Genomic DNA, 21507 nt, shown 5'->3' with positions numbered 1-21507 from the left:
CTAGGTTCGCTTGGTGAGGGCGAAGTTCACAATCAGACCAAGTTGGGGTTTAGGCTGCGGTGAGCGCTGCGTTTGTGAATTGATTCAGGCGTTGGTCGAGTTGCCGCCAGGCGCGCGCCAGTTCGTTGCGATCGGCGAGATCTGTTGGGAGCCTTGGGTCTAACTCAGCGAAGCCGGGTGCGAGGACACGCCCGTAGACCTTGGTGAACAGCACCGCGACGCGCCGGCCCAGCGGGGTGAGTTGGTAGCGGTGATGGCCCGGCAGCCGGACAACGAGTCCCTTGCGTTTGAGCCGCCGCAGGTCGTAGGTGGCCTGGCGGCTGGTGTAGGAGCAGCCCAGCAGGGTGGTAACGGCTCGGACCAGGGCTGGGTTGTCGAACCCGGCAAGCAGATGGGTGAATCCCACAATGGCGGCCATGACCGCCATCACCCGCGGGTCCCCGAACGGCAGTCCGGGGGCGTGTTGACCGTCGATGTGCGACGGTCGGGTCACCTGGGTGAAGGTGGCCACATCCGGAGCGGGCCGGGCATCGGATGCTTGCGCGTCGCACAGACGCTGGTTGGCGCGATCGCCAACCGCCCGTAGGGCCTTCCAGTTGTCGGCGGTCACCCGCCGGCCGATGCCGAAGTCGCGGGTGTCGCAGATGACCGTCTCGGTGCGCAACGCCCGATGCTCCTTAAAGTACTGCTTGATCCGGCTCGACTTGTAGTAGCAGCTGATCTGCGGGTCCACGCCTTTGGTGATCACCTGGGTGCGGAAGGTGCCCGGCGTGCGCCGGCTGATGCTCCGGTCGAAGATCAGCGACACCTTCTCCGGGCGGCCCACGTCGAGGTGGTCGCGGATGAGCTGCTCGAAAAACGATCGCCCGGCCGCCGGCCGATCGAATACCCGGGTATCGGAGATCTCGAACTGGCGAAACGCCAACTCGTAGACGTAACCGGCCCGCACATCCTCGCGGGTGAACGGGGACGGTAGCCGCTTTTGCCAGCGCCAAAAGAAGCTTTTCACCGCGCCGGAGCCGAGCCGGTCGCAGATGCGCTGTAACGCGGCGGGATCCTCGCAGTCGCGGAACCCGTTGTCCAGGGCGGTGTAGCCGATGCCGAGCCGCTCGCACTGTCGCTGCGCCCAGGTGTGTCCGTTGAGCCAGATCCATACCGGCCACGGCGCGTAGGCGTTGGTCTTCCAAAACGCCCCACCCCAGTCCGGATCCCAAAGGTAAAAGTAGAAGTGGTTGACGAAGGCCATCTGCCGACCCCACTCCATGTGCGGATGCGCCGCGTGCTCTTGACCCTTGGCCTTCCAGGACCGCCACACCGGGGTCTTTTCCTGCGCGATCCCGATCAACACCACCTTCCCATCGCCGCCCTCGCGTTCGGCGGCCTCGATCAACGGACGGGCAATCTCCTCCTTGTTCTCGCCCTTGGCAAACCGGCGCACCGCGATCCCGTTCGCCTTGGCCCACCGGTGCACCTCGGCGACATAAGCGTCACCGATCTTGCCGAACGCCGCTGAGGAGGGGATCGAAAACCCCTTCTGCCAGTACAGAAACTGGCACACCCCGCCCACCGACTGCAGCTTGGGAACGTAGGCCTGCAGAAAGATCCGGTCCACCGAGCGGCAGGTCAAAGTCACGTGATCCCGCAGTAGAGTTGCGTAGTCGGCCACGATCGCCTCCTTGGTATCAGCAACCTTGAGGCTAAGCCGACGCGAGGGATCTCCAACAGCGGAGATCCCTCGCTCCTGCAATCCGTTCGCCCGCCGTGCGGGCCAACGCTCAACTAACCGGTCGGGTCCACGGTATGAGGACGCTCGCTACATCTAGCTCTGATAGCCCGTCTCCTCATCGCGCCGCGCGCTCTGCATCGTCAGCGGGCTAAAGTCGAGTCCCGTGGATGTCCACGTCGTTGACCACCCGCTGGCCGCGGCCCGGCTGACCACACTGCGCGACGAGCACACCAATAGTGCGGGGTTTCGTGCGGCGTTGCGTGATCTGACGCTGATGCTGGTGTACGAGGCCACTCGTGACGCGCCCCGCGAGGCGGTCACTGTGCGCACACCATTGGCCGAGACGGTCGGAACACGGCTGGCCAATCCACCGCTGCTGGTACCGGTGTTGCGGGCCGGGCTGGGCATGGTCGATCAGGCGCATGCGCTGCTACCGGAGGCGCGGGTGGGCTTCGTTGGTGTCGCCCGCGACGAGGAAACGGCTTTGCCCGTGCCGTATCTGGAGTCGCTGCCCGACGATCTGCGCAGCCAACCGGTAATGGTCCTGGACCCGATGTTGGCCACCGGCGGGTCGATGACCTACACCATCGGGTTGCTGCAGCGGCGCGGCGCCGACGACATCACCGCGCTGTGTGTGGTGGTGGCGCCGGAAGGCATTGCGGCGCTGGAGAAAGCGGCGCCTCATGTGCGGTTGTTCACCGCGGCCGTCGATGACCGCCTCAACGACGTGGCCTACATCCTGCCGGGCCTCGGCGACGCTGGCGACCGCCAATTTGGGCCGCGCTGAGCTACCAGCGCCGCACCGACGACGCCAGTTCGTCGCAGAGCGCGGTGGCGCGACGGCGAGCACCGGCCAGATCCTCGTCCACCGCAGACCGAACTTCGATGTAGCACTTGACTTTCGGCTCGGTGCCCGACGGTCGGACCACGACCCGTACTGACGTGTCGGCGTCCGCGCCGGCGAAGATCAGCGCATCGGTGCGATCCAGGCCTGGGCGCTGCAGCAGATCCGTTGTAGTCGAGGCGAATCCGGCCAGACGACTCGGCGGCGAATCCCGCAATCGGCGCATCATTGCGGTCGCCTCGTTCGCGTCGGCCACCGCCCGTGACACCGCTGCGCCGACATGCACACCGAATCGGCGAGCCAGGTCATCCAGAGCGTCGAGCACGGAGTGCCCTTGCTGTTTCAGCGTCGCCACCAGATTGCAGGCGAGCACTGCGGCGCTGATGCCGTCCTTGTCCCGAACCGCGGCCGGGTCGACACAGTGCCCGATCGCCTCCTCGTAGGCGTAGATCAATGTGCTGCCGGGTAAGTCGGCATCGGCGCGGGCCAGCCATTTGAAGCCGGTCAGGGTCTCCACATGGCGTGCGCCCCAGTGCGCGGCGATGGCGGACAGCATCCGCGACGACACCACGGTGCTCGCCACCACACTCGTGGCGAGCTTGCCCGGTTCGGTCCTCGACAAGATGAAATCGCCGAACAGCCAACCGGTCTCGTCACCGGAAAGCATCCGCCAACCCGCCGGTGTGGCTATCCCGACCGCGCAGCGATCAGCGTCGGGATCCAGCGCGATCGCGATCTCGGCGTTGACGTCTTGGGCCAGCGCCAGTAGCGCGTCCGTGGCGCCAGGTTCTTCGGGGTTGGGGAAGCGGACGGTCGGGAAGTCGGGATCGGGCCTGAACTGGCCGGCGACGGTATACACGTCGACGAAGCCGGCGCGTCGCAGCGTTTCGACGGCCACCGCGCCACCTACTCCGTGTAAGGGTGTCAGCGCCACCCTCAGCGAGCCCGACGCGCGCCCGACCCAGGCGACCCGCTGGATGTAATGCTCGACCAGATCTGCGTCAGACGGTTCGACGTGCGCCCTGGCGATCTCGTCAGCGAAGGGGGCGACGGCGATGGCGGTTTCGATCTCGCGGTCGGTGGGGGAGATGATCTGAATTCCCCCGTCGGCGTACACCTTGTAGCCGTTGTCGGTCGGCGGATTGTGTGATGCGGTGATCTGGATGCCTGCCGCTGCGCCGGTGTGCCGTACGGCAAACGCCAGCACCGGTGTAGGCACCGGGTCCGGAAGCAGCACCACTGAAAAGTCCGCGGCGGCAAGCACTTCGGCTGCTGCCACCGCGAATGCGGCCGAGCCGTGCCGAGCGTCGCGCCCGACAATCACCGTGGAACGGCCGAGGCCTCGACCGCTCAGTACCGTTGCGACTGCCCAGGTGGCACGCAACACCACGGCGAGGTTCATCGCGTCCGGCCCACCCCGGACCGGGCCGCGCAGTCCCGCGGTGCCGAATGTCAGCGGCCGGGCGAACCGTGCGGCCAGTTCGGCGTGATCGCACCGGGCGAGCTCGGCGGCCGTCACCGGGTCGGGGTCGTGCGAGATCCAATCCTGCGGTGTCACGCCAGTCCTCGGAGCCGCGCGATCACGTCAGCCAGCAAAGCGCCCATCCGGGTCGCCGAGGCCGCGCCGGCGGCGAGTACCTCGGCGTGGCTGAGTGGCTCACCGGTGATCCCGGCAGCCAGATTCGTCACCAGCGACACGCCCAGGACCTCTGCGCCGGCCGCGCGCGCCGCGATCGTTTCGTGCACGGTGGACATGCCCACCAGATCGGCGCCCAGTGTTCGCAGCATCCGGATCTCGGCGGGCGTCTCATAATGCGGCCCGGGCAGCCCGGCGTACACGCCTTCAGCCAGCGTCGGGTCGACCTCACGGGCCAGTGCCCGCAGCCGCGGTGCGTAAGCGTCGACCATGTCGACGAACTGGGCCCCGATCAGCGGAGACCGTGCGGTCAGGTTCAGGTGGTCGCTGATCAGCACCGGTTGACCAACCTCGAAGTTCTGGCGCACTGCACCGGCCGCGTTGGTGAGCACGACGACGCGCGCACCCGCTGCGCCCGCCGCCCGCACCGGATGCACGACGTGCAGCAGGTCATGGCCCTCGTAAGCATGAACACGGCCGGCAAGCACCAGCACGCGGTGTGCACCGATACCCACCGACGACACCTGACCGGTGTGGCCGACCGCGGTCGGAGGGGTGAAGCCGGGCAGGTCGGCCATCGGCAGCACCGCGGTCGGCGGGCCCAGCGCGGCAACAGCCGGCGCCCACCCGGACCCCAGGACGATCGCGACATCGTGTTCGGCGATGCCGGTGCCCTCGGCGATGAACTGCGCGGCCCGTCGGGCGAGTGTGTCGGGGTCGGGTCGACCGTCATTCACAGGCGGCACAGTCGGCGAGCTTAGTCGGTGAGATACTGCGAGAATGGCCCCAATCCCGGTGTTGGACCGCGTCGAGGACGCGGTGCGGCGCCGTGGTACGGACCTGATCGAGCTGTCCCACGCGATCCACGCCGAACCGGAGTTGGCGTTCGCCGAGTACCGCAGTTGCGCCAAGACGCAGGCGTTGGTGGCTGAGCGTGGTTTCGAGATCACCGCGGCGGCCGGTGGGTTGGACACCGCTTTCCGCGCCGACTTCGGCAGCGGTCCGTTGGCCGTTGGCGTGTGCGCCGAGTACGACGCTTTGCCCGGCATCGGTCATGCCTGCGGGCACAACATCATCGCCGCGTCGGCAGTGGGCGCCGCGCTGGCACTGGCCGAGGTCGCCGACCAACTGGGCCTGACGGTCGCGCTGCTGGGCACGCCGGCCGAGGAGTTCGGCGGTGGAAAAGTGTTGCTGCTCAACGCCGGAGTCTTCGACGACTTGGCGGTGGCGGTGATGGTGCATCCCGGGCCGGTGGACATCGCGGCCGCCCGGTCGCTGACGTTGTCTGCGGTCCGTGTGGAGTACCGCGGCCGGGAAGCTCATGCATCGGCTGCGCCGTACCTGGGTGTGAATGCTGCCGACGCCGTCACCGTCGCTCAGGTGGCCATCGGGGTGCTGCGTCAACAGCTGGCACCGGGCCAGCAGGTGCACGGCATCGTCTCCGACGGCGGGCAGGCCGCAAACGTCATCCCGAGCCGGACCGAACTGCAGTACACGATGCGCGCCGCCGAGGCCTCGTCGCTTGCCGAACTGGAAGCCAAGGTGGGCGACTGTTTCTTGGCCGGTGCGGTGGCCACCGGCTGTGACTACAGCGTCGAGCCCACCGAGCCGATGTACGAGGCGCTCAAGCCCGACCGCTGGCTGGCCGGCGCCGTCCGCGGCGAGATGACGCGGCTTGGGCGCGCGCCTGTCGACGAAGAACTCGAGGCGGCGCACCCGTTGGGCAGTACTGATATGGGGAACGTCACGCAACTCCTGCCCGGAATCCATCCCATGGTCGCCGTCGATGCCGGCGGCGCTTCCTTGCATCAGCCCGACTTCGCCGCGGCCGCGATCGGCCCGAGTGCCGACAAGGCCGTCATCGACGGCGCAATCATGTTGGCGCGCACCGTTGTTCGTCTTGCCGAGTCACCGGACGAACGCGATCGGGTGCTGGCGGCGCGTGAGGAGCGGCGCTTATGAGCCGCGCCGACGACGATGCAGAGCCAAGCGATGCGGAGGAGCGGCGCTTATGAGCCTTGCCGACAGCGTTGAATCGTGGCTGGCAGCCCATTTCGACGACTTGGTCGCCTGGCGGCGACACATCCACCGCTACCCGGAGTTGGGCCGCCAGGAGTACGCCACCACACAATTTGTCGCCGAACGGTTGGCCGACGCCGGTCTCAACCCGAAGGTGCTACCTGGCGGGACGGGGCTGACCTGCGATTTCGGTCCTGAGCAGGAGCCTCGGATTGCGTTGCGGGCCGATATGGACGCGTTACCGATGGCCGAGCGGACCGGTGCCCCGTATGAATCGACGATGCCCAACGCGGCGCATGCCTGCGGCCACGACGCGCATACCGCGATCTTGCTGGGTACCGCGCTGGCGCTGGCAGGGGTGCCGGAACTGCCGATTGCGCTGCGGCTGATCTTCCAACCCGCCGAAGAGCTGATGCCCGGCGGCGCGATCGACGCGATCGCCGCCGGCGCGCTGTCCGGAGTGAGCCGGATCTTCGCCTTGCACTGCGATCCCCGGCTGGCGGTCGGCAAGATCGCGGTGAAAGCGGGACCGATCACATCGGCGGCCGACATGATCGAGATCACCCTGTATTCGCCGGGCGGCCACACCTCGCGCCCACACTTGACCGCCGACCTGGTCTATGGGCTGGGGACGCTGATCACCGGGCTGCCTGGTGTGCTGTCACGCCGCATTGACCCACGCAACGGCACCGTGATGGTGTGGGGCGCGGTCAATGCGGGGGTGGCCGCCAACGCGATCCCGCAGACCGGCGTGCTGACGGGCACCATTCGCACTGCCAGCCGCGAAACCTGGCTGGGCCTCGAGGACATCGTGCGTCAGACCGTGGCCGCCCTGCTGTCGCCGCTGGGTATCGAGCACACCCTGCAGTACAACCGGGGCGTGCCGCCGGTGGTCAACGAGGAAATCTCGACGCGCATCATCGCCCACGCCATCGAAGCGGTCGGCCCGGACGTGCTGACCGACACCAGGCAGTCTGGCGGCGGCGAGGATTTCTCCTGGTATTTGGAGGAAGTACCCGGCGCGATGGCGCGATTGGGCGTCTGGTCGGGCCATGGTCCGCAGCTGGACCTGCACCAGCCGACGTTCGACCTCGATGAGCGGGCGCTGGCGATCGGGGTGCGGCTGATGGCGAACATCGTCGAGCAGTCCGCCGCCGCGATTTAGGTTCCCGGACCGATGTTGCGTGCCTCACGGGTGCGCAGGTTGTGCACGTATTCGTCTGGCGCGCCGGCGATTTCCGCAGCGTCGGCCATCACGCCGATGTAGCGCGCCGACGGCAGACCGCCCTCCCAGGCGTCGACCACATACAGCCACGCCAGGACTGGATCGGTGGTGGTATCCGATGACAAGCGTTCCACGCGGCAGCGAATCTTCTTGTGGATCCCCAGCTCGGAACCCTCCCATCGATCGAGGTTGTTCTCGTCGGCGGACGTCATGTCGTAGAGCACGACGAACACCTTCGAGGCCGGATCCTCGACGACCGTGGCCAGCGCGCCCTCCCAGCCGATGTCCTCGCCACCGAACGTCAGGCGCCAGCCGTGCAACCAACCGGTTCCGGCCATCGGCGAATGGGGTGCGCGCTGCAGCATCTGCTCGGGATGCATATTCGACCCGTAGGCAGCGTAGAGCGGCACGGGGAAAGCTTAAACGGCTGTGCCGGGCGCGGCGGTGATCCGACAGGTTAGCTAGATCTGATTGTCCGGCTCCTTCTCACGACGCGCTGCGGCGCGCATCGTCGCCGGGCTAGGTTAGGGGCTGTGGCGACCCGCATTGTGATCCTCGGGGGAGGGCCGGCCGGCTATGAGGCGGCACTCGTTGCGGCAGCACGCGACGCTCAGGTCACCGTCGTCGACTCCGACGGCATCGGCGGCGCGGCCGTGCTGTTCGACTGCGTGCCGTCGAAGACGTTCATCGCCTCCACCGGCGTGCGCACCGAACTGCGTCGGGCGCCTCGGTTGGGCTTCGACATCGATATCGAGGACGCCAAGATCTCTTTGCCGGAGATCAACCAGCGGGTCAAGACGCTGGCCAATGCCCAGTCCGCCGACGTTAATTCCGAACTGGTCAGCGCGGGTGTCGAGGTTGTCGCCGGCAGGGGTGAGCTGATCGATGCGAGTCCCGGTCTGGCAACCCACTGCGTCAAGGCGACCGCCGCCGACGGCACTACGACTACCTACGACGCCGACGTCGTTTTGATCGCCACCGGCGCCAGCCCCCGGGTGTTGCCGTCGGCGCAACCTGATGGCGAGCGCATCCTGACCTGGCGCCAGATTTATGACCTGGAGAGCCTGCCCGACCATCTCATCGTGGTGGGCTCCGGTGTCACCGGCGCCGAATTCGTGCACGCCTATACCGAATTGGGCGTCGACGTCACGGTGGTGGCCAGCCGCGACCGGGTGCTGCCCTACGAGGACGCCGACGCCGCCCGGGTGCTGGAGGAGTCGTTCGCCGAACGCGGCGTTCAGCTGGTCAAGAACGCACGTGCCGAGTCGGTCACCCGCACCGACTCCGGGGTGCTGGTCACGATGACCGACGGTCGCACGGTGGAGGGCAGCCACGCGCTGATGACGATCGGATCGGTGCCGAACACCAGCGGCCTGGGCCTGGAACGGGTGGGCATCGAGCTGGGACGTGGCAACTACCTAACCGTCGACCGGGTATCGCGGACGTCGGTGCCCGGCATCTACGCCGCCGGGGACTGCACCGGCCTGCTGTTGCTGGCGTCGGTCGCCGCGATGCAGGGCCGCATCGCGATGTGGCACGCGTTGGGAGAGGCGGTCAGCCCCATCCGGTTGCGCACCGTGGCCGCTGCGGTGTTCACCCGGCCCGAGATCGCCGCGGTCGGGATCCCGCAATCGGCGATCGACAACGGGTCGGTGCTGGCCCGGACCATAAAGCTGCCGTTGCAGACCAATGCACGGGCCAAGATGTCGGGCCTTCGGCAAGGCTTCGTCAAAATCTTTTGCCGTCAGTCCACCGGTGTGGTGATCGGCGGCGTCGTGGTCGCGCCGATCGCATCCGAGCTGATCCTGCCGATCGCGATGGCCGTGCAGAACCGCATCACCGTCAACCAGCTGGCCGAAACATTGTCCGTCTACCCGTCGCTGTCGGGTTCGATCACCGAGGCAGCACGTCGGCTGATGGCGCACGACGACCTGGACTGACCAGGCCAGGTAGCCTTGGGAGCCAGTGCCCTACTGACGAGTAACCGACAGGAGACCTGTGCCGTGAGCGACCCGATTCGCGTAGCGGGGAGCGAGCAGACCCGGCCGGGTTCGTTCTTAGGACCCGAGCAGCGCGCCTCGGCCTGGGAGCGGCTTGGCAGCGAACAATTCGACGTCGTGGTCATCGGTGGTGGCGTGGTGGGTTCGGGGTCCGCGCTGGACGCCGCCACCCGTGGGCTGAAAGTGGCGATGGTCGAAGCGCGTGACTTTGCCTCCGGCACGTCGAGCCGGTCCTCGAAGATGTTTCACGGCGGGCTGCGCTACCTGGAGCAACTGGAATTCGGGTTGGTCCGGGAAGCGCTCTTCGAGCGCGAGCTGTCGTTGACAACGTTGGCGCCGCATCTCGTCAAGCCGTTGCCGTTTTTGTACCCACTGACCAAGCGGTGGTGGGAGCGACCCTACGTCGCGGCCGGCCTCGTGCTGTACGACGAGCTTGGTGGGGCGAAATCCGTTCCGGGGCAAAAGCATTTGACGCGCGCCGGTGCGTTGCGGCTGTGCCCCGGTCTGAGGCGCAGCGCGCTGATCGGCGGTGTCCGCTACTACGACACCGTCGTCGACGATGCCCGGCACACCCTGACCGTCGTGCGTACTGCGGCGCACTACGGCGCAGTGGTGCGGTCGTCCACTCAAGTGGTCTCGTTGCTGCGCGAAGGCGATCGGGTGACCGGCGTGCGGGTGCGCGACTCCGAGGATGGCGCCGTCACCGAAGTCCGCGGTCACGTCGTCGTCAACGCCACCGGGGTGTGGACCGACGAGATTCAGGCATTGTCCAAGCAGCGTGGACGATTTCAAGTGCGTGCCTCCAAAGGAGTGCACATCGTCGTGCCGCGGGACCGGATTGTCAGCGACGTGGCGATCATCCTGCGCACCGAGAAGTCGGTGATGTTCGTCATCCCGTGGGGCAACCATTGGATCATCGGGACCACCGATACCGATTGGGCACTGGACCTGGCGCATCCGGCGGCCACCAAGGCAGACATCGACTACATCCTCGGCACCGTCAACACCGTGTTGGCCACCCCGTTGAGCCATGCCGACATCGACGGGGTGTACGCGGGGTTGCGGCCGCTGCTGGCGGGGGAGAGCGAGGAGACGTCCACGTTGTCGCGTGAGCACGCGGTGGCTGTGCCCGCTCCCGGCCTGGTCGCCATCGCCGGCGGCAAGTACACCACCTACCGGGTGATGGCCGCCGATGCGATCGACTCCGCATCGCAATACATCCCGGCTCGAGTCGCGCAGTCGATCACCGAGAAAGTGCCCCTGCTAGGCGCCGACGGCTACTTCGCGCTGATCAACCAGACCGAGCACGTTGGTGCGCTCGAAGGACTACACCCCTACCGGGTCCGTCACCTGCTGGACCGCTACGGCTCGCTGCTCAGCGAAGTGCTGGCGCTGGCCGCCGACCGTCGCGAACTGCTCAACCCGATCACTGCGGCACCGGGCTACCTGAAGGTCGAAGCGGCGTATGCCGCCATCGCCGAGGGCGCATTGCATCTGGAGGACATCCTGGCCCGCCGGACGCGGATCGCCATCGAATACCCACACCGAGGCGTCGACTGCGCGCGTGAGGTGGCCGACATCGTCGCGCCGGTGCTGGGCTGGACCCAGGCTGACGTCGACCGCGAGGTCGACACTTATACGGCGCGAGTGGAGGCCGAGGTGCTGTCGCAGGCCCAACCCGACGACGCGTCGGCGGATGCACTGCGGGCCAGCGCTCCCGAGGCCCGCGCGGAGATCCTCGAGCCGGTGCCCTTAAATTGAGCCGACCGTGAGGCAGCTGCCGCTCCCGCCACGCGACGGATTGGGACCGGCGCGGCTGCGGGTGCGCGGTGGACCGTTGGGCGACGAGTTGCTTACCCGGTTCGGGCCCGAGGTTGCCGCCAAGGCGATCGCCGGCGAGGTCGTCGACCAGCACGGTGTCGTGCTCGATCCCGCCACCGTGCTGCCGGCTGGTGCCAGCGTCTACCTCTACCGGGACCTGCGCGACGAGGTGCCGGTGCCGTTCGACATCCCCGTGCTCTATCAGGACGAGGACATCGTGGTTGTCGACAAGCCGCACTTCCTGGCCACCATGCCGCGCGGGCGCCACGTCGCCCAGACCGCGCTGGTGCGGATGCGCCGAGAACTGGGGTTACCCGAGCTGGGCCCGGCCCATCGGCTGGACCGGCTGACCGCCGGGGTGCTGCTGTTCACCGCCCGCCGCGAGCTTCGCGGGGCCTACCAGACGATGTTCGCCCGCGGCGCGGTTCACAAGACGTATGTTGCGAGGGCAGCGGCCAACCCCCACGTGACGTTACCGCGAGTAGTGCAGAGCCGAATCGTCAAGCGCCGCGGCCACTTACAAGCCGTCGAAGAACCTGGCGAGCCCAACGCCGAAACGCTGGTGGAGTCGATATCGCCGGACGGCCTGTACCGGCTGGCGCCGCGCACCGGACGTACTCATCAGCTGCGGGTGCATATGACTTCGCTCGGAATGCCGATCTACGGAGACCCGTTGTACCCCAACGTGATTAGCGTACCGGACGATGACTTCAGCCAGCCGCTGCAGTTGTTGGCGCAGCGCATCGAATTCCAGGATCCGGTGAGTGGAGCTTTGCGACGATTCGTCAGTTCGCGACGGCTTTGTCCTCCGCGCTAGCAGCGCTCGGCGCCGCGACGCATACGCGGTAGGTCTTGATCGGGCCATGCCGAAAGGGCGGCATTGCCTGCCTCATTCCGGATAGGCCCCGCGGTCCGCGGGAGTGCCACGCCCTGAACGGCGGCGCGCAAAGTCTCCCAGGCCCGCGCCGTCAGCGCGCCGGCGTTGAGGGAGCGGAAAGTTGTCAGATTGCTGAGGCTGACGTGGTTCTGCAGTGTTAGCACCCTGGTGCCCTTCAGTAATCCGGCGAGGTCGTTCGCCGATATCCGGCTACGTCGTCGGTGTTTCCTCAGTGACTAACGCGTCGACCCGCCGTGTCGGTGATCGGGGTCACAGGCCAGTCAGCGATGACCAACCGCCAATCGGCAATTTCTATTCCACGGTACGTGCCGGGAAACGGCCCCGCCCGGTGAGCAACATGCCGTGTCGCGAGCTTGGTCATCCTGCGCTGGCGGTTTTACTCGACACGCCGCTGAAAAGTTACTAAACGTGTGACTAAGAGCACACCTCGTTTAGCTGAGGGATTCCTTGCATGTTCCCGGCAGCCTCTACCGGTTGGTGACGCGTTCGCCGCGTCGGAAGCCATCGCACAGTTCTCCGCCGCGCACGGTCGTTGATAGTCGACCCCTGGTCGAAGCGTAAACAGCTTGGAAACTGAGGCTGAAATCGGGAATCCGACGATGACCGGGCGCAATTGCTGAAGGGCGAACCTTGTTACCATGCCTCATGGCTGCGCGGAGGACAGCAATTAGGCGGGCTGCGGCCGGGCCGGCGTCGATCATCGCATCGTTCCATTTGAAGGAATTAGATTGAAATTAAAGAGATTTGGCGCCGCGCTGAGTATTCTCACGGCCGGTGCAGTGATCTTGTCGGCCTGCGGCGGTAACAACAGTGCCACTGGAGGAAGCGCCGCGCCGCCGGTGAAGGTGACCTGCGGCGGCCAGCCGACTCTGAAGGCCAGTGGTTCCACCGCCCAGGAGAACGCAATGACCCGTTTTGTCAAGGCGTTCGAACAAGCCTGCCCGGGCCAGTCAGTGAATTACACGCCCAATGGCTCCGGCGCTGGGATCAGCGAATTCATGGGCGGCCAAACCGATTTCGGAGGCTCGGACTCTCCGCTGAACTTGGGCGAGTACGCGAACGCGACGCAGCGGTGCGACTCGCCGGTGTGGAATCTGCCGATGGTTTTTGGCCCCATCGCGGTCGCCTACAACGTCAAGGGCATGACGTCGTTGAACCTCAACGGTCCGGTGACGGCCCAGATCTTCAACGGCCAGATCACTATGTGGAACGATGCGGCGATCCAGCTGCTGAACTTAGGCAACCAGCTGCCGGCTGAGCCGATTCGGGTCGTTTTCCGTAGCGATGAGTCCGGGACCACGGACAATTTCCAGAGGTATCTCGATACCGCTTCCGCCGGCACGTGGGGTTTTGCCGCCGGAAAGAAGTTCAACGGCGGTGTCGGCGAGGGCGCCCGCGGCAACGACGGCGCCGCCGCGGCCGTCAAAAGCACCGAAGGCGCGATCACCTACATCGAATGGTCGTTCGCCCAAGCGCAACACCTGGACATGGCCAAGATCGTCACGACGGCGGGTCCGGAGCCGGTAGCGATCAGCCCGGAGACGGTGGGAAGGACGATTTCTTCCGCGTGGTTTATGAGGAAGGGCAACGACCTAGCCTTGGACACGATCTCGTTCTACCGGCCAAACCGGACCGGGTCGTACCCGATCGTGCTGGCAACGTATGAGATTGTGTGTTCGAAGTACCACGATTCCCAGGTCGGTACGGCCGTGAAGGCGTTCCTGCTAAGCGCGATCGGCGCCGGCCAGAATGACCTGACCGAACACGGATATATCCCCATTCCGGCCGGGTTCAAGTCGCGGCTATTGACCGCGATCGACGCCATCTCGTGATCTAAGCTCGTATTGGCCGGTTCGGCCGGTAACGTCCGAAGCTCAATGTTTCAGGGTTTTTTTCACCCTAGTCAACCCAAAGTTCCAAAAGTTTTCCCACGGTAGTCGATCTTTGGAGTCATGGAGTTCACAACCTTACCTCCCGAAGTCACCTCTGCGCTGATCCATACGGGACCCGGTGCGGAATCGCTGATCGAGGCTTCCGAGGCGTGGCAACAGCTCGGCGCAAATCTGGAGGACTCTGCCGAAAACTATGGCGCCACGCTGTCGTCTCTGGTTGGGACCTGGCGTGGTGCGTCCTCGACGACGATGGTCCAGGCCGTTGAACCCTACTTGAACTGGCTGCGCATGACAGCGCAGCAAGTCCAGCAGACAGCCGCTTCGGCGCAGGCCGCCGCAAGCGCAGTCAATTCCGTCCGCGCGGCGGTGGTTCCTGTTGGGCAAGTCAGCGCCAACAGGGCGTTGCTAGCGCGGTTGTTAGCCACCAATGGATTCGGGAGGAATCTTCCTGCTATCGCCGAAACCGAAGCCGAATACCAGAGCATGTGGGCGAATAACTCGGCGGCGATGACTCGCTATCAGGCGGCCTCGGCGCAAGCCAGCACGCTGCCGCAGTTCTCCTCGCCATCCTCGACTACCAATCCTGCGGGGACGGCCAAGCAGTCCAGCGCAGTGTCCGCCGCAACCACGTCGTCGTCGCCCACCGTCTCTGCAGCCGCTTCGGGGCCGTTGTCGTCGATCAACCTTGGGTTTAGCGACCCGACAAGTGGCTATTTCGGTTTGGCGAACGTCTATGCCAACCAGTTCGTCTCGTCCGGCTTTCCCATCAACCTGCTCAGCTATCTGGCGCAGAACCAATCGGCCCAGGCCCTGCAGGGAGTCAACGCACAGATTGGCCAGGGCGTGTCGGAGGGTGAGTCGGCGCTCGGAGGGGGAGCAGCGGGTGGGTTAGGTGGCTTAGGTCGGGCTGGGCTGGGTACGTTAGGCCCGGGTGCGTTAGGCGCCGCTGGACTCGGTCAAGCGTCCACGTCGGCGGCGACGGGCGTTGGAGTGTCGATTGGCAAGCTGACCGCGCCGCCTGCCGTGGTGGGATTGCTGCCCGGTCAGCAAGTGCCAGTACAACTCGCCTCGGCCGCATCGCCGCTCTCCGCGGGCGAATCCGGACTTCCCATGCTCCCGCCGCTCATGCCGCCGCCGATTTCGGCAGGCAGTGGTTGGCGCAAGCGTAAGGAACAAAAGTACGAAGATATTGCGATCGGCGCCGAGCTCAAGGGAAAGGTGATGGACCCACCGCCATCGGCGGGATGAGCAATCCGGCGCAGCAGCTCAGGAGTTGTTGGCAGGCGGCGTGGGCGCTTGCAGATAACCAAGGCCGTTCTTGATTCCTTGGTTCAGCTGGTCCTTGACAGGGGCCTTGCTATCCGGGGCCGCGACTGGCGACGTGCAGGTGCAGCCGAGAGTGCCGAACGGGCTGGGATCGGCGCTGGCCGGTGTTGCCACCCCCGCCGCAGCAGCGAGCGCAATCGCCGCGCCGAACAATATTTTCGTGATCACTTATGGTTCTCCATGACAGTAGTTACCCCACTATACGGGCGCCGTCAGGCCCCTGCATGCCGCGGGCAGAACGCAGCGATGCTGACGCCGACGAAGAACCCGGCGTGATAGCCGTCCAAACTACTTTGTTGCATCACGTCATTCGCGACGTCGCTCGAGGCCCTACCGCTGTCGAGTTCATCGCAGACCTCGTGAGCGGCGACGATCGCGGCCTGCGGGTTCGCGAAGGTGATGCCTCTAGAGCCCAGCGCGTTTATGAAATTGCCGTCGACCGCGTCGGCATGCGCGGTCGGGACTACTACGCCCACAGCGCTAAACAGCGCGACCACCAGGACGAGGCCGGCCAACAGTGATCGCGCAGCGATGGGCGAGCGCAATTGGGTGGTCGTCATTCCTGAACCTCTCCGCTACGCGGAAGCAAGACTGTTACGGATGGCAAGCCAAGCCGCTGACATTGCGATCATTGCATGCCTCGACCAGACTGGCGAAACTCTTGGCGCGCCCAAAACCCGCGAGCCCGCTCGTTAACCGAACGGACATGCCCCGGGTGTTCAACGTTGGCAGGCCGGGCACCAGTACGCCACCCGCTCGCCGCTGTCGTCATAGTCGATGCGTGTGCCGCAGCGACGGCAACTCTGCCCGGCTCGCCCATAGACCCACAATTGCCGGCCGGCCCGGGTGTCGCCGGTGGTGCACCGGTTCCAGCGGTAACGGTTGGCCCACAGCATGTCGCGGGCGCGGGACACCAGCCGATGCGGGTCGCTGACCGCACTTACCGGCGCGGTAGGCAGACGTCCGCTGACGAAACACAGTTCGTTGCAGTAGACATTGCCGATCCCGGCCAGCACCCGCTGGTCCAGCAGGGCCTCGGCGATCGGTCGATCTGGGCGTGCCGTCAGGTTGGTCGCGGCGAGCTGTGGGTCCCAGTCGGCCCCCAGCAGATCGGGTCCCAGGTGTGCGATCGCGTCGCCGTCGTGGGCGCGGTCGAGGATTTCCAGCACGCCCAGGTCGATGCCGACCGCGCGGATATTGCCGGCTTCCAAGATGATCCGAATCCGGTGATCGTTACGCACCGCCCGCGAAGTCACCCGCCAGCTGCCGTCCATCTTCAGGTGCGAGTGGATGCTGGCAGGTCCGACGCGAATGAACAAATGCTTGCCGCGGCTGTACACCTCGTCGACAACCTGACCGGTCAGGTCAGCCGTCGCAAAGCGCGGTACCCGCACATCGCATCGCGTCAGTGTCCGACCGACCAGTGCCTGCCGCAGGGTTTCTGCGGTGTGCCAGACCGTGTCACCCTCGGGCATGCGCTACCGCAGCCGCAGTCCGCGTGGAGTGCGGGCGAACCCGGCGTCGGACAGCGCGCTCACGGCCGGCGCGGAGACGTCGGGCCCCAGTACCGCGACGCCGTTGATCCTTTCAACCAGGATCGAACTGACCCGCCCGGCCGTTACCAGCTCGGCCAGCGCCACGCCGGCCGCGCGGTTGACCTCGGGATCGTCGCGGAAGCTCAGCATCGAACGTCCGCCGCGCTCGACAAACCAGACCAGGTTGCCGTCGACCAGCACCACCAGCGCTCCGGCTTTGCGGCCCGGCCGGGCGCCGCCGTCTTCCTCCGGCGCGCGGGACGGCCAGGGGAGCGCGGCGCCGTACGGGTTGGCCGGGTCGGCGGCAGCCAACACCACCGCCCGGTATTCGGGTCGCGTCGGGTCTTCGAAAGAGCCGGGCTCATCGAGGTAGCCGCGCAGCCGGTCAACCGTCGATGCCACCGCGAACTGGGCGCCGCCCAGCGATTCGACGAAATAGCCGCGCTGGCATCGGCCGGCCTCCTCGGAGGTGCTCAGCACCTTGTAGAGCATCGCGAATCCGCCCGGTAGTCCTTCGGCCGCCACCGCGCCCCTAGTCAGCACGCCATGGCGGCTCAGCAGCAGCTCGGCTTGGTGGTGTGCCCGCAGCGTTGAATCCGGCTCGGGCATGGGCAGCGCTGACCAACGGCCGGCCACCGTGGGGTCGCTGGCGCGGGACTGAGCGTGCGCAACGCTGTAGCGACTCAGGCGGGGTGGGCGTGCTCCGCGACCCAACCGGTGCGCCGGGGCCGACCGTCTGCGGCTACCCGGCCCGCCGCCGAGCATTGCGCGGACGGGCGCGAACGTGTCGCCGGTGACCAGACCGGCCCAGATGAGTTCCCACAGGGCCGCTTTGAGCGCTTGCTCGCCGACTTGACCATCTGTAAGACCTTGCGCGAGCTGCCGGAAGAAGAAGGCCCCGCCGCCGGCCAGCGTGTCCAGGATGGCCCGGTGGGCCTCGGTCAGCTCGATGGTGGCGGGGGCACTCACGGTCAACGCGGCCGTGTCAGCCGGGTGGAACGCGACCCAGCCGTCGCCGGCCGAGATGGATCCGGCACCCGACCAGACCACCTCGCCGGATGCCAGTAGCTCGTCGAGCATGGCGGGGGAGTAGTCGCGTACCCGTGGGGGCAGCACGAGCGATTCGATCGCCGAGGCGGGCAGCGGGACGCCCGCCAGCTGATCGACAACAGCCACCAGCCCGTCGAGGCCGGAGTTAGTCGCCGAGCCGACCTGATGCCAGCCCGGCAGGAAACGCGCGTAGGCGCTGATGCTGACCGGCTCGACTTGCGCCCGGAGCGCCGCCAGCGATCTGCGGCGAAGGATCCGCAAGACGTCGGCGTCACACCACTGGTCACCGGCCGCCGCTGCGGAGAACTCGCCGCGGACCAGCCGCCCGCTGGCGACCAGCCGGCTCAGCACGTCGGCCGCGACCCGCAGTCCCAGTCCGAAGCGGGCGGCGACGTCGGCGGTGGTGAACGGCGCGTGGGTGCGCGCGTACCGGCCCAGCAGCTCACCCAGCGGATCGGTGGCTTCCTCGGTGAAGCTGGCCGGCACGCCGACCGGCACCGCCACCCCGACGCCGTCGCGCAGTCGGCCGATGTCTTCGATCGCGACCCACCAGCTCTGCCCGGCAAACGAAACCGTCAACGCGCGTTTGGCAGCACACAGACCTTCCAGCCAGCCGCCGACATCGGCGCCGCCGGCGCGGGCGGCGACTTCCTCGGTGGTCAACGGGCCGAGCAGCCGCAGCAGATCGGCGACCGCTTCGGCGTCACGGGCCGCTCTGTCGGCGGTCAAATGTTGCAGTTGGCGGCCGGTCGCGGCGATGACGTCCGGGTCGAGCAGCTCGCGGAGCTCGACGCGGCCGAGCAGCTCGGCCAGCAGTGTGGCATCCAGCGACAGGGCCGCCGCGCGGCGCTCGGCCAGCGGGCTGTCGCCCTCGTACATGAACGCCCCGATATAGCCGAACAGCAGCGACGCCGCGAACGGCGACGGCGTGGCGGTCTCGGTCTCCAGCACGCGCACCTTGCGCTGCGCGATGTCGGCCATCAACCCCGTCAGCGTCGGCACGTCGTAGACGTCCTGCAGGCATTCGCGGACCGCCTCCAGCACGATCGGGAAATCCGGATATTTGCGGGCCACATCGAGAAGCTGCGCGGCGCGTTGGCGTTGATGCCACAGCGGCGATCGACGGCCGGGATGTCGCCGCGGTAGCAGCAGAGCGCGGGCCGCGCACTCCCTAAATCGGGATGCGAACAGCGCCGAACCACCCACCTCTGCGGTGACGATCGGGTCGATCTCGTCGGCGTCGAAGACGAACAGTTCAGCACCCGGCGGCTTATCGGCAGCGTCGGGCCCGGACTCGGAGAATGTGTCCGGCAACCGCACCACGATGCCGTCGTCCGAGGCGGTCGGCTTCTCGTCTATGCCGTAACGGTCGCGCAGTCGCCTGCTCACCGCCAGTGCGAGCGGGCCGTGCACCCGCAGCCCATAGGGCGAGTGCAGGATCACCCGCCAGTCGCCCAGCTCGTCGCGGAACCGCTCGACCAGCAAGGTGGCGTCGGTGGGCACCACCGTCGTGGCGGTGCGTTGGTCGTCCAGTAGCCGCCACAGGTTGTCGGTAGCGTAGTCGTTTAAACCCAAATCAGCACAGCGCTTTTCGAATGAGTCGCGCGCCAGGCCGGCCAGCTCGCCGGTGAACTTGCCGACTGCCCGGCCGAATTCGGCGGGGCGCCCGGCGTCGTCGCCGCGCCAGAACGGCAACCTGGCCGGTTGGCCGGGTGCCGGGATCACCAACACGCGGTCGTGAGTGATTTCGGTGATCCGCCAGCTGGTGGCTCCTAACGAAATGATATCGCCCGGGCGGGACTCGTAGACCATCTCCTCATCGAGTTCTCCTACGCGAGAAGGCTTTTCGGAATCCGTCGCCAGGTAGACGGTGAACAAGCCGCGGTCCGGGATCGCGCCGCCTGAGGTGACCGCCAGCCGCTGCGCACCCGGCCGTGCCGTCACGGTGCCGGTATCGCGGTCGTAGACCAGCCGCGGCCGCAGCTCGGCGAACTCGGTTGACGGGTATTTGCCGGACAGCAGATCCAGAGTGGCCTCAAATGCGCTGTGCGGCAGTGTCGCGAACGGGGCGCTGCGTCGTACGGTGTCGAACCAGCGGTCGACGTCGAGCGGCTCTAGCGCCGCCGCGGCAACGGTGTGCTGGGCGAGGATGTCGAGCGGATTGGCGGGCACCCGCATCGTCTCGATCTGACCGTTGCGCATGCGCTGCACGGCGACCGCGCAGCCGATCAGGTCGGTGCGGTGCTTGGGGAACAGCACCCCTTGAGAGATCTCGCCGACCTGGTGCCCCGCGCGCCCGATGCGCTGCAGGCCGCTGGCCACCGACGGCGGCGTCTCCACCTGGATCACCAAATCGACTGCGCCCATGTCGATTCCCAGCTCCAGACTCGAGGTCGCCACCACCGCCTTCAGTCGTCCCGTCTTGAGCTCCTCCTCGACCACGGCGCGCTGCTCCTTGCTCACCGAACCGTGGTGGGCGCGCGCCAACAGCGGCGGCGCGCCGTAGGTCTGGCCGCTGCCCAACAGCTGGGCCGGGGCGCCGCCGGCAACCTGCGGGTTGGTGGCGGACGGCAACTCCACACCCGAGCGTTCGGCGTGAATCTCGTTGAGCCGAGCGGTCAATCGCTCAGCCAATCGCCGTGAGTTGGCGAACACGATCGTCGAGTTGTGCGCTTCGACGAGGTCGACCAGACGCGCTTCGACATCGGGCCAGATCGTGTTGTCCGCCAGGTTGGCCATATCCGGGACCGGCACCTGCACGGTCAGCTCGAAAGTCTTGGCCGCCGCGGGGACCACGATGGTGGTGGGTGACGCGCCCGACAAGAACCGGGCAACCTCCTCGGGCGGACGGACGGTCGCCGACAAACCGATGCGCTGCGCGGGTGCGGCCAACATGTCGTCGAGCCGTTCCAGCGACAGCGCCAGGTGAGCGCCCCGCTTGGTGCCGGCGATGGCGTGGATCTCGTCGACGATCACGGTTTCCACACCGGACAGGGTCTGGCGAGCCGCGGAGGTCAGCATCAAAAACAGCGACTCGGGCGTGGTGATCAACACGTCGGGAGGCGTGGCGATCAGCTGTCGACGGCGTGCCGGCGGGGTGTCGCCGGATCGCACCCCGACGGTGATCTCCGGCGCGGGTAGATCCCGCCGTTCGGCGACCCGGGTCATTCCCGCCAGCGGGGTTCGCAGGTTGCGCTCGACGTCGACGGCCAGCGCCTTCAGCGGTGACACGTACAGCACCCGGGTGCCGGGCGCCCGCTCGTCGCCTGGTGCGCCGGCCAGGCTGGCGAGTCGGTCTATCGCCCACAGAAACGCCGCCAGTGTCTTGCCCGAGCCGGTCGGCGCGATGACCAACGTGTTATGGCCGTCGGCGATCGCCGTCCAGGCGTCGGCCTGGGCCGCGGTCGGCGCGGCGAAGGTACCGGCGAACCAGTCGCGGGTGACGGCGCTGAACCGCGCGAGCGGATCAGCGGGCACGGTGGTCACCTCGCCATAGTGCCCGGGGGCACTGACAAAGGGGTCAAGCGGCTCCGAG

General features: G+C 66.9%; 16 protein-coding genes. 8 read left to right on the top strand and 8 right to left on the bottom strand.

Going from position 1 to position 21507, the window contains the following annotated elements:
• Nucleotides 1-49: 49 nt before the first annotated feature.
• Nucleotides 50-1666 (bottom strand): hypothetical protein, encoded by a 1617-nt coding sequence (locus ACLQI9_RS32965; protein ID WP_442381491.1) that lies wholly within the window; start codon nucleotides 1664-1666, stop codon nucleotides 50-52.
• A 223-nt stretch (nucleotides 1667-1889) separates the two neighbouring features.
• On the opposite strand from ACLQI9_RS32965, the gene upp reads away from it, so the two are divergent.
• A complete protein-coding gene (gene upp / locus ACLQI9_RS32960; protein WP_442381489.1) occupies nucleotides 1890-2513 on the top strand; it encodes a uracil phosphoribosyltransferase in 624 nt (207 codons plus the stop codon).
• A gap of 1 nt (nucleotide 2514) precedes the next feature.
• Here upp and ACLQI9_RS32955 read toward each other — a convergent pair whose 3' ends face one another.
• Entirely contained in the window at nucleotides 2515-4128 is a 1614-nt protein-coding gene (locus tag ACLQI9_RS32955; RefSeq protein ID WP_442381487.1) for a phospho-sugar mutase, read from the bottom strand.
• Nucleotides 4125-4943 carry a purine-nucleoside phosphorylase gene (locus ACLQI9_RS32950; RefSeq protein ID WP_442381495.1) on the bottom strand — a complete coding sequence of 273 codons (819 nt, stop codon included), beginning with the start codon at nucleotides 4941-4943 and terminating at the stop codon, nucleotides 4125-4127. Before ACLQI9_RS32950 ends, ACLQI9_RS32955 begins: the two co-directional genes overlap by 4 nt.
• A gap of 43 nt (nucleotides 4944-4986) precedes the next feature.
• On the opposite strand from ACLQI9_RS32950, the gene ACLQI9_RS32945 reads away from it, so the two are divergent.
• Both ACLQI9_RS32945 and ACLQI9_RS32940 read left to right on the top strand, forming a co-directional pair.
• Nucleotides 4987-6168 (top strand): M20 family metallopeptidase, encoded by a 1182-nt coding sequence (locus ACLQI9_RS32945; RefSeq protein WP_442381485.1) that lies wholly within the window; start codon nucleotides 4987-4989, stop codon nucleotides 6166-6168.
• A gap of 49 nt (nucleotides 6169-6217) precedes the next feature.
• Entirely contained in the window at nucleotides 6218-7390 is a 1173-nt protein-coding gene (locus ACLQI9_RS32940) for an amidohydrolase (RefSeq protein ID WP_442381483.1), read from the top strand.
• Here ACLQI9_RS32940 and ACLQI9_RS32935 read toward each other — a convergent pair.
• Nucleotides 7387-7860: a gamma-glutamylcyclotransferase gene (locus ACLQI9_RS32935; protein WP_442381481.1), complete on the bottom strand. Its 474-nt coding sequence runs from the start codon at nucleotides 7858-7860 to the stop codon at nucleotides 7387-7389. The genes ACLQI9_RS32940 and ACLQI9_RS32935 overlap by 4 nt on opposite strands.
• 123 nt (nucleotides 7861-7983) lie before the next feature.
• Here ACLQI9_RS32935 and ACLQI9_RS32930 point away from each other — a divergent pair, with 123 nt between their 5' ends.
• From ACLQI9_RS32930 to ACLQI9_RS32910, 5 genes are all read left to right on the top strand, one after another.
• Nucleotides 7984-9390 (top strand): NAD(P)H-quinone dehydrogenase, encoded by a 1407-nt coding sequence (locus ACLQI9_RS32930; RefSeq protein ID WP_442381479.1) that lies wholly within the window; start codon nucleotides 7984-7986, stop codon nucleotides 9388-9390.
• Nucleotides 9391-9453: 63 nt separating this feature from the next.
• On the top strand, nucleotides 9454-11211 hold the full coding sequence (locus ACLQI9_RS32925; RefSeq protein ID WP_442381477.1) for a glycerol-3-phosphate dehydrogenase/oxidase: 1758 nt from the start codon (nucleotides 9454-9456) through the stop codon (nucleotides 11209-11211).
• A gap of 7 nt (nucleotides 11212-11218) precedes the next feature.
• A complete protein-coding gene (locus ACLQI9_RS32920; protein WP_442381475.1) occupies nucleotides 11219-12088 on the top strand; it encodes a pseudouridine synthase in 870 nt (289 codons plus the stop codon).
• Nucleotides 12089-12897: 809 nt separating this feature from the next.
• Nucleotides 12898-14001 carry a phosphate ABC transporter substrate-binding protein PstS gene (pstS, locus tag ACLQI9_RS32915; RefSeq protein ID WP_442381473.1) on the top strand — a complete coding sequence of 368 codons (1104 nt, stop codon included), beginning with the start codon at nucleotides 12898-12900 and terminating at the stop codon, nucleotides 13999-14001.
• A 120-nt stretch (nucleotides 14002-14121) separates the two neighbouring features.
• Nucleotides 14122-15309 carry a PPE family protein gene (locus tag ACLQI9_RS32910; RefSeq protein WP_442381471.1) on the top strand — a complete coding sequence of 396 codons (1188 nt, stop codon included), beginning with the start codon at nucleotides 14122-14124 and terminating at the stop codon, nucleotides 15307-15309.
• Between the two features lie 18 nt (nucleotides 15310-15327).
• Here ACLQI9_RS32910 and ACLQI9_RS32905 read toward each other — a convergent pair whose 3' ends face one another.
• From ACLQI9_RS32905 to ACLQI9_RS32890, 4 genes are all read right to left on the bottom strand, one after another.
• Entirely contained in the window at nucleotides 15328-15555 is a 228-nt protein-coding gene (locus ACLQI9_RS32905; protein WP_442381469.1) for a hypothetical protein, read from the bottom strand.
• Between the two features lie 44 nt (nucleotides 15556-15599).
• Nucleotides 15600-15947 (bottom strand): DUF732 domain-containing protein, encoded by a 348-nt coding sequence (locus ACLQI9_RS32900; RefSeq protein WP_442381467.1) that lies wholly within the window; start codon nucleotides 15945-15947, stop codon nucleotides 15600-15602.
• Between the two features lie 159 nt (nucleotides 15948-16106).
• A complete protein-coding gene (gene nei2 / locus ACLQI9_RS32895; RefSeq protein ID WP_442381465.1) occupies nucleotides 16107-16862 on the bottom strand; it encodes an endonuclease VIII Nei2 in 756 nt (251 codons plus the stop codon).
• Between the two features lie 3 nt (nucleotides 16863-16865).
• Complete coding sequence (locus ACLQI9_RS32890) at nucleotides 16866-21458, bottom strand: ATP-dependent helicase (protein WP_442381463.1); 4593 nt, start codon at nucleotides 21456-21458, stop codon at nucleotides 16866-16868.
• Nucleotides 21459-21507: the final 49 nt, after the last annotated feature.

It is taken from the genome of Mycobacterium sp. (genome assembly GCF_052143115.1).
In the GTDB taxonomy this organism is placed as follows: Bacteria; Actinomycetota; Actinomycetes; order Mycobacteriales; family Mycobacteriaceae; genus Mycobacterium.
Note: the sequence above shows the minus strand (reverse complement) of the source record. Positions and strands in the feature narration are given on the sequence as shown.